This is a genomic window from Sphingobium sp. FW306-1B-F04DB, assembly GCF_058781925.1.
In genome coordinates this window covers 40,244-48,121 of the sequence record NZ_JBYSXE010000029.1, presented here as the reverse complement: position 1 = coordinate 48,121, position 7,878 = coordinate 40,244, and the positions used below count along the sequence as shown (strand labels likewise).

The 7,878-nt window shown below is 64.5% G+C and carries 7 protein-coding genes; all 7 read right to left on the bottom strand.

Features of this window, described 5'->3' with window-relative positions:
* Nucleotides 1–139 precede the first annotated feature (139 nt).
* A complete protein-coding gene (locus tag AC3WJD_RS13585) occupies nt 140–484 on the bottom strand; it encodes a VOC family protein (protein ID WP_492747211.1) in 345 nt (114 codons plus the stop codon).
* Nucleotides 474–1,007: a helix-turn-helix domain-containing protein gene (locus AC3WJD_RS13580; RefSeq protein ID WP_492747210.1), complete on the bottom strand. Its 534-nt coding sequence runs from the start codon at nt 1,005–1,007 to the stop codon at nt 474–476. Before AC3WJD_RS13580 ends, AC3WJD_RS13585 begins: the two co-directional genes overlap by 11 nt.
* Nucleotides 1,004–1,375 (bottom strand): hypothetical protein, encoded by a 372-nt coding sequence (locus AC3WJD_RS13575; RefSeq protein ID WP_492747209.1) that lies wholly within the window; start codon nt 1,373–1,375, stop codon nt 1,004–1,006. The genes AC3WJD_RS13580 and AC3WJD_RS13575 overlap by 4 nt, the downstream gene beginning before the upstream one ends.
* A gap of 556 nt (nt 1,376–1,931) precedes the next feature.
* On the bottom strand, nt 1,932–3,041 hold the full coding sequence (locus AC3WJD_RS13570) for a carbohydrate porin (protein ID WP_492747208.1): 1,110 nt from the start codon (nt 3,039–3,041) through the stop codon (nt 1,932–1,934).
* Nucleotides 3,042–3,139: 98 nt separating this feature from the next.
* Nucleotides 3,140–4,441, bottom strand: a complete 1,302-nt coding sequence (locus tag AC3WJD_RS13565; protein ID WP_492747207.1) for a putative porin — start codon at nt 4,439–4,441, stop codon at nt 3,140–3,142.
* An 11-nt stretch (nt 4,442–4,452) separates the two neighbouring features.
* Entirely contained in the window at nt 4,453–5,544 is a 1,092-nt protein-coding gene (locus AC3WJD_RS13560) for a PepSY-associated TM helix domain-containing protein (RefSeq protein ID WP_492747206.1), read from the bottom strand.
* Between the two features lie 165 nt (nt 5,545–5,709).
* Nucleotides 5,710–7,863 (bottom strand): TonB-dependent receptor, encoded by a 2,154-nt coding sequence (locus tag AC3WJD_RS13555; protein ID WP_492747205.1) that lies wholly within the window; start codon nt 7,861–7,863, stop codon nt 5,710–5,712.
* Nucleotides 7,864–7,878 lie beyond the last annotated feature (15 nt).

Here is a 7,878-nt window from a genome sequence, read left to right as displayed (position 1 = left end):
CTTCGTCACTACGACGAGACCCAAATCCTCCTTAATTCACAACCTCAAATCTGTGCCATTGGTGCTGACGGCGGACACGCACGCTCACGCGGCCGAAGGCCTGGGAGGCTCATCTCAGCAAGCAGGCCCCGGGGACCGCCTATGCTTCGACTAGGTCGATCCTATGCCCTTCAGGATCCTCAATCGTCGCGCATCGTCCCCAACTCGTGTGGCGTGGCTCGCGAACGAGCTTGCCCCAACTGTCCTCGACAGCGCGGCATCGCGCGTCGAGATCGTCGACGGCAAAACCAAGCCTCACGGCCCGCGTACTGCTGGACGGATCGGTGCAAGGATAGATTTCCAGAATTCCGCGCCCCGTATCGCACGCCATGTGATCGGGGCCCGAGCCATGTTTTTCGCGGGCGAAACGAAGCCCCAGCAGCGCATAAAATTCCGCCAGCCGTTGGGGATCGCGTGCGCGCAGTACGAGAAGATTAAGCTGCATGCTTGGCCCTTCCTCTAACCACAAGGGGATCGACGGGCTCAATCGGCGCTTCGAACGATGGAAAATGAGCGCGTAGTTCAAGCGTCCCGCCAATGGCATTAAGATACGCAATCAACATGCTGAGCTTCATGTCGCCGGCTTTCTCCAGCTTCGAAATTCTGGCCTGATCGGTGTCCAGCACCTTCGCCACATCAAGCTGGGTCCCTCCGACTAGATGCCTGAGCTCTTTCAAGCCCAGCGCATGGAGTTTCGCATCCCTGCGCCACTGCGCTGCCAGTTGGAGAATTCGGGCGCTGGCTTCCGCGGGCTTGCGATAGATTTCCTGCGGGCGCCCGCCATAGCTGCTCTCTCGCGAATAGACCCCGAAGCCGAGCGACTTCTGCCAAAGTATGTTGCTCTGCATTCCGTCGATCTCGATATCGATCCACCATACGCCATCCGCATTCGCAGGGGCATCGATCTCGAACGCTACGGCGGCTTCCGATTGCAGCAATTCGACGAACTGCTTGATGTCCTTGTTCATAAGCCGATGCTCCTTCCGTCGCTTCCGGATTTGTCCAACAGGATATGGCCCTTCAGATCCGCAATGAGAATGGCGCCCTCCTCACTGAAATAGGTTCTATGCTGCTTGCTGCGAAAGCACTGGAGATCCGTACGGCCCGGAACCTCGCGACGCGCGTCCTCCTTCGGTGGATACATGCGTCCGTCGTCGCGCGGATAGGCCGCATCATAGGCGATGCCCGAAAATGCGTCCTCGATCTCGATCAAGGTGCGGCCAAGCAGGTCGAACGCCTCGGTAAAGGACGAGCAAGCCGGAGCCGCATTCATGCGGCGGACAAATTCTTCGAGGCGCTCGCGAATCGTCAACATGTCAAAAGCGGCATATGTCATTTTTGACATGTATGCAAATGATCGGGTCTATGGAGAGAATCGCCGTCGGAATCGATTTACGGGAAGGTCGATCAAGGTCGAGCCGATCGCGCTGCACTCGCTCGCTCCCACGGGAACTGAATGGCCGTTTCTCGTCACGCAATCAGCCGTGCTGACGGCCAGTGTGGCGCAGGGGCAATGGCAGTTGCCAGCGCCCGGCGCATCCCGGCGGTAGCGTGACGATTTTCCGTCTTCGGCGGCTCCAACGACAAGCCGCAGGCGAACCATCCGACGCCGATTGCACGCCTCGCATCGCCGATGCGAGAATGACAGCTTGCGGCGTGGCGGATCGGAACAACCTCGGGAAACCCGTCTGGCGCGATCATGTAGCTGAACAGCCGGATGCGGTCGCTTTACGACGCTTCGTTCATGGGTTCACGATCCAGCAACCGCAATCGACAGAGTTTGTTCTCTGATGGCCAAGGTGGCTGCTCGCGAGATTCGATGGCGCACGATTGGGACGCGGCGCGCTTGCGCCGCGCCAAAGCCATCGGCGAAGGCGCGTTGCGCCGCGCTATCAAAGCCCGATCAGGTTGAAGCTCGCTTCGGCCCGGATGCCGAGAACCAGGGCGTCGGCAATGCCGGCATCGCTCGAAGGACGGCGGATATAGTGGATGTTGGGCTGCAGGGCGAGCCAGGGCGTCAGCTGAGCGCGGTAGCTCGCCTCGAGCGCGACTTCCGCCGACGTCGCGCCGGTGCGCGCGCGGTAGGAGTCCGAGGTAAAGGCGGCCGCCAGCGCGACGCCGAATTCGTCCTTGTCGCGGCCCGGGAGCCAGCCGGTGAATTTGAGGCCCGCGCCTGTGAAGAAATCGAACATGTTGAACCGGTCGCTGGCGGTGCCCAGCCGCATGAAGCCGGCGATGCTGCCCTGCGGCTGCGCGACGAGTGGAAGCTCGGCGCGGACATAGGTGCCGGCATTGCCCTTGCCCGTGCCGCGCCCATGGTTGAGGTCGAAGCGGCCAGTGTAGCGCCAATGGCCGAGCAGCAGCTTTCCTTTCCCCAGCGGCGCCTCGACCTCGCCGACCAGCAACGCGCCATCGCCGTCGCCCAAGCGGACGGCCGTGCGGCCGGGATGGTCCGGATCGCCCGGAACGCCGTCGAGGACGGCTGCACGGATCGCCCAGCCACCGGCCGGGGTTATCCTCAGCCGCGCGGCCAGCGAGGTGGACGGAAAGATCGAGGGACCGTTTCGCCCGCTCTGCGCGAAATCGGTGCCGATCCCGTGCGGGCTGCTGACGAACAGATTGGCGGTGTCGAGCGCGTCGAATTCGGAATTGAGATCGTAGAGGCCGACGCGAAGCGATACGGCTTCGTTCAGCGACTGGTCGATCCAGGCCTCGTACAGGCGCAAGGCGCGGTCGCCGGTTTCGATATTGCTCACCGCTTGGGCGTCGCCGACCAGAGCGCTGATCGCGTTTCCGTTATTGTAGAGACCGTAGATATGGATGTGCGCACCGGTCCAGCCGGCGAGTCTGTCCATGTCCGCGTCGAACACGATGTCGAGATTATCGAGATAGCGCGCGCCGTGCCTGACGCCGCCTGCGGGATTGCCGATCAGTTCGCCGGTATAGGTGACCTGCAGGGCAAGCGGCGGCCCGTCCTCTGCTGCCTTCTCGGGCACGTGCATATGGCTGCGGGGCAGGTGGCGCTCGGCCGCGTGCGCAGCAGCCGCGTCCTCGCCTGCGGGAACACCGGACGATGCGAGGATGAGGGCGGGTAGCAGGCTCAGAACTGCACCATGAAGTTGAGCCGCACGCGATCGAGCCAATGCGAAGCCGACAGGGCGGCCGCATAGGCGGCGTCGAGCGGGCGATAATGGTACCAGGCGAGATCGAGCTGCAGGTTGCTTGCCGGGACATAGCCGATGGCGAGGCCGTGAAGCCGGTAATTGGTCGAGAGATCGATATTGTCATGGGCGAAGGCGGCGAGGACCGCGTCCACCTCGACGTCCGAATAATTGTACGCGATGCGCCAATCGCCGGCCTGCGCGGTGCGGCCCGCGGCGAGCTCCAGATTGAAACCCGTATCGCCGGGGACCGCGGCGCCCAGATTGCGCACGACATCCGCGGTGAAGCTGAGCGGCCAGCGCGCCGAGGCACCGGTCCAGTTGAGCGTGCCGATTCCTTCGATCAGGTGGAAATCGGAGAGATAATGGCCGCCCGAGACGAGATTGCCGCGAAAGTCGCCGGCATCAGCACCCGTGACCGAGCCTAGGCGATAATGATAATAGCTCCCGGAGAGGCCCAGCCTGACGCCTTCCGCCAGTGGGGCTGCAAAGGCGACCTGTCCGCCCAGCATGTCGCTGTCGCGCGCGAGTGGGGCTTCGTCGACGACGAAATAGAGAGCGCGCGCGTCGAGCCGGGCGGCACCGGCCTTCGCGCTGTAGGAGACGGCCGCGCCCTGCGGCGAAACGTCGCCGTCCCACACCATGTCGGTGCGCTGGAATATCTGCGGGAACTTGCCCGCCTGGACGGTGAGGCCGCCATTGGCGTAGCGGATCCAGGCTTGGTCGAGCGAGACGGCAAAGTCGTCGAGGAAATTGCCCAGCGTGACGTCGGTCGAATTGGGATCGTCGGGATCTCCGGTCGTGATCTGGCCGCCGATCGAGAGCTTGTCGGTGGCGGCGTAGGTTGCGCGCAGGCGGGCCCGAAGAACCGAACGCGCGCGCGCACGCGCCCCGCCAGTGTTCCACTCCTGCCGGATGCGAAGATCGCCGCTGACGTCCAGCCCGGGAATGCGCATGGCGATCGTCTCGCTGGCGCGCGCGGCCGATGCGGTCGTTGCAGCCGCGGGCGGAGGGGCGGAGGGGAATGCCGCGACGGCAGCGACGGACGCCGGGATAGCCGGAACCGGTGCCGGAGCGTCGAGATGCTCGAGGCGCGCGGCCTGTGCCGCGACCAGCGTCTCGAGCTGCTGGATACGTTGCTGCTGCTCGGCGAGCCGGCGTTCCAGCGCGCCGATGCGATCTTCCTCGGCATGCGCCGACGACGCGAAAACGAGTGCCGTTCCGGCAAGAAGAGAAAGCATTATGCGCATGGTTATTGCCCGGTTGGGCGCCGCTTGCGGCGCTTGAACCAAAGCAGCGTCCCCACCACGATCATCGTGATCAGCCACAGGCCGATGGCGATCGAGAGGAGGCGGCCGGGCAGTCCTCCTGCCTCGCCGGTATGAATCGGAAACAACGCGCTCATGAAAGCGCGAGCGGGCTCGGCCTCGGCGATCGGCCAGGTGCCGCGAACCACGCCGCTGTTCGCGTCGACGAGGACAAGGGTGCCGCCATAGGCTCGGCGGATTTCGCCCGGCGCGCGGACGCGGACGCGCCAGGTCGCGTCACCGTCCTCGGGCCAGGCAACCTGCGTCAGGCGACTGCCGGGGATGGCCGCGAGCGCGGCCCCGGCTGCGGCGGCGAAACCGACGGGGCGTCCCGTCGGCGGATTGGAGGGAAGCGAGACGGGCGTGGCGCCGATCAGCTTGGCGATTCCGCCTTCGAACTTGAGCATCGTGCCCGTAGTGGCAATGATCAGCGCGGGGATCACCGCCCATAGACCAACCGCGCGGTGCCACGAATAGAGGCGGGCGATGCCGCCGCCGCGGGTCGCGGGCGTGAGCGCAAGCCGCCACGTGCCGCGCCGCGGCCAGGCCGCGACCAGGCCCAGAACCAGGTTGGAGCAGAGCAGGATGCCGCTGATCGATACGATCCAGTTGCCCCAAGAGCCCAGCAGATCGTGATGGAAACCAACGAGGAAGCCCATGACCGTGGTCTCGTCGCTGCGCGGCGCGTGCAAGACGGTTCCGTCGCCGGCAATGCGGCGCGAGCTGCTGGTACCTGCGCCATCGGCGTAATAGATGTTGTACCGATCGGGCGCTCCCGCCGTCGTCCAGACCGCACGCACTGTGCCGCTGCTGCCCGGAGGTACGAGCGCGTCAATCCGGCGCTCGATCGCGGCGAGATCGGTCGCGCGATGGACCGACGAGATGGTCGCGTCGGTGATTTCCCAATGAAATACGATCAGGATGCCGGTGATTGCCTGAAGCAGCCAGAATATCGCCGCGCCAAGGCTCAGCCAGCGATGGACGGTGAGAAGCCGGCGGCGCAGCGACGGACGCAGCGAGGGAAGGGGTGCGGTCATGGCAACGGCATGGCGGGCAGCATGGGACCGAAAAACATCCACTTTTTGCGTAGGTAAGGGGACCAATGCGCGGCGGTCCGTGCCGGGCGGCCCCGGCCGCTTGCGGACATGAAAAGGCCCGGCCGTTTCTGGCCGGGCCAAGTTGAGAGGTCCGCTCCGCGCGCCTCAGAATTCGATCGTCGCCGAAGTCTTGAAGGTGCGCGGCATGCCCTGGACGAGATAGCCGCCAAGCGACGACGACCAGTAATTCTCGTTCGCCACATTATCGATATTGAAGCGGAAGGTGATCGGCACATCGCCTGCCGCGACGACGTAGCGTGCGCCAAGGTCGAAACGCGTCCAGCTGGGCAGGTCGAGCGTGTTGGTGAGATTCACCTGCTGCTTGCCGGTCTGCATGAGGCGGCCGGTTAGCGTCAGGCCAGGCAGAAAGCCAAGATCCCATTCCACATTGGCGTTGGCGGTATATTCGGGAACACCGATCGCATCGAGCCCGTCGGTCAAGCCGCGCGTCGTCTTGCGCTGCTTGGCGTCGGTGAGCGAGAGTCCGGCGATGACGCGCAGGCCATCGAGGGGCTCGCCGTCGACGCTGAACTCGATGCCCTTGTTGCGCTGGAGGCCGTTGACCGTGAACTCGCTCTGGCCCGCGCTGTTCTGGATGGTGAGCGCCTGCGGGCGATCGGTCGTGAACAGCGCGACCGAGGCGTTGAACCGGCCGAGCGCGACCTTGCCGCCAAGCTCATATTGCACGGTCTTGAAGGGTGGGAACACCTCGCCGACATTGATCGTGCCCGCGGGCGCGACCGGCCCCTGTGCCAAACCCTCGATCCGGTTAGCATAGAGCGAGACGGTCTCGGTCGGACGGATGACGAGGCCGACCACGGGGGTCGTCGCGCTTTCCTTGTAGCGGTTCGTCCGGACGCCCGTCGTGACATTGTAGGAGCGGAAATAGATCTGCTGGCGCCGAAGGCCAAGCGTGAGTTCCACGACCTCGTTGAACGCGCCGAGTGTGTCGGAGAAGAACAGGCTGTTGAGGCGTGTCCGGTTGGCCGGGTTCGGGTCCTCGAGATCGCCTCCCAGCAGGCCCGCGCCAAAGACGGGTTCGGGCACGTCGACGGGATTGAACAGGTTGTTGGGCGTGCCGGTGAAGGGACCGAAGGCAAAGGCGTTGCGGTTGATATAGCGGCTGTGCGAACCGCCAACATTGATCTCATGGCTGATCGGTCCGGTCGCGAAATCGCCGCGCAGGCCGACCTGTGCCGCCTCGTTATTGTCGTTGCGCGGGATCTTCGAACCCGTCACGCGGCCAAGGCCGGTGGTGGCATTGAGCAGGGTGAAGCTCTGGTATTTGCCGCGTTCCGCCGCATCGCGCGCACCGGCGCTCGCGTAGAACATAAAGTTTTCGCTCAGGTCATATTCGAACTTGAAGATGCCGAAGATGTCGCGAAGCGTGGTGAAGTTCCAGTCCTGGCCATAGTTCAGGCTGGCCTTTGGCGGCTCGGGAATGAAGGTCACGCCCGAGAGCTGGACCATGGGCCGCATATGCTGGACCCTCGCGCGCTGATAGGCGAGGTCGAGCGAGACGCGGACGTTGTCGCTGCGCCAGTCGATTGCGCCGCCGACGACGACCGAGCTGCGATACTCGTCCTCGATCGCGATGTCGCCCCAGCGGCCAGCGCCGTTGATCCGGACGCCAAAGGCGTTGTCTGTGCCGAAGCGGCGGCCGAAATCGAAGGCCCCGCCCAGATGCGAGTCGGACAGGTAGTTGAGCGTTACCCGGTTGATGTCGGTTTCGCGCGCGCGCTTAGGCTGGAGGTTGACGGTGCCACCAAGCGCCGAGCCGCCGGGTGCCGCGCCGAACAGAAACGCGCTCGCGCCGTTCAGGACCTGGACCTGGTCATAGAGTTCCGGCGAGACGAGCTGGCGCGGCGTGACGCCATAGAGCCCGTCGATCGCGATATCCTCGCCAAAGAGCGGGAAGCCGCGGATGATGAACTGCTCGGAGGCGTTGCCAAAGCCAAGCGAGGTCCGAACCGACGGATCGTTCTCGAGCACCGCGCCGAGCGTCAGTGATTGCTGGTTGAGGATCAGCGTCTCGCCATATGCCTTGATGGCGAAGGGCACTTCCATCGCGTCCTTGTCGCCCAGCGCGCCGAGCGAGCCCCCGCGGATCACCTGCGTCTCGTTCTCGCGCTGCGCGGTGACGACGATGTTCTCGCTCTCGGTGACCTCTTCCTGCGCGAGGACCGGCGCGGCGGCGGCAAGCGCCGCGCAAAAGGCCACCAGGCTCGTTCCCCGAAAGATGCTGCGATTTGCAACCATTATGAAATCCCCCCA

Excerpts from the sequence above, each read along its gene's own strand:
- AC3WJD_RS13585 (WP_492747211.1), bottom strand. The coding sequence starts at position 484 with ATGCAGCTTAATCTTCTCGTACTGCGCGCACGCGATCCCCAACGGCTG.
- AC3WJD_RS13580 (WP_492747210.1), bottom strand. The coding sequence starts at position 1,007 with ATGAACAAGGACATCAAGCAGTTCGTCGAATTGCTGCAATCGGAAGCC.
- AC3WJD_RS13575 (WP_492747209.1), bottom strand. The coding sequence starts at position 1,375 with ATGACATATGCCGCTTTTGACATGTTGACGATTCGCGAGCGCCTCGAA.
- AC3WJD_RS13570 (WP_492747208.1), bottom strand. The coding sequence starts at position 3,041 with ATGCACGTGCCCGAGAAGGCAGCAGAGGACGGGCCGCCGCTTGCCCTG.
- AC3WJD_RS13565 (WP_492747207.1), bottom strand. The coding sequence starts at position 4,441 with ATGCTTTCTCTTCTTGCCGGAACGGCACTCGTTTTCGCGTCGTCGGCG.
- AC3WJD_RS13560 (WP_492747206.1), bottom strand. The coding sequence starts at position 5,544 with ATGACCGCACCCCTTCCCTCGCTGCGTCCGTCGCTGCGCCGCCGGCTT.
- AC3WJD_RS13555 (WP_492747205.1), bottom strand. The coding sequence starts at position 7,863 with ATGGTTGCAAATCGCAGCATCTTTCGGGGAACGAGCCTGGTGGCCTTT.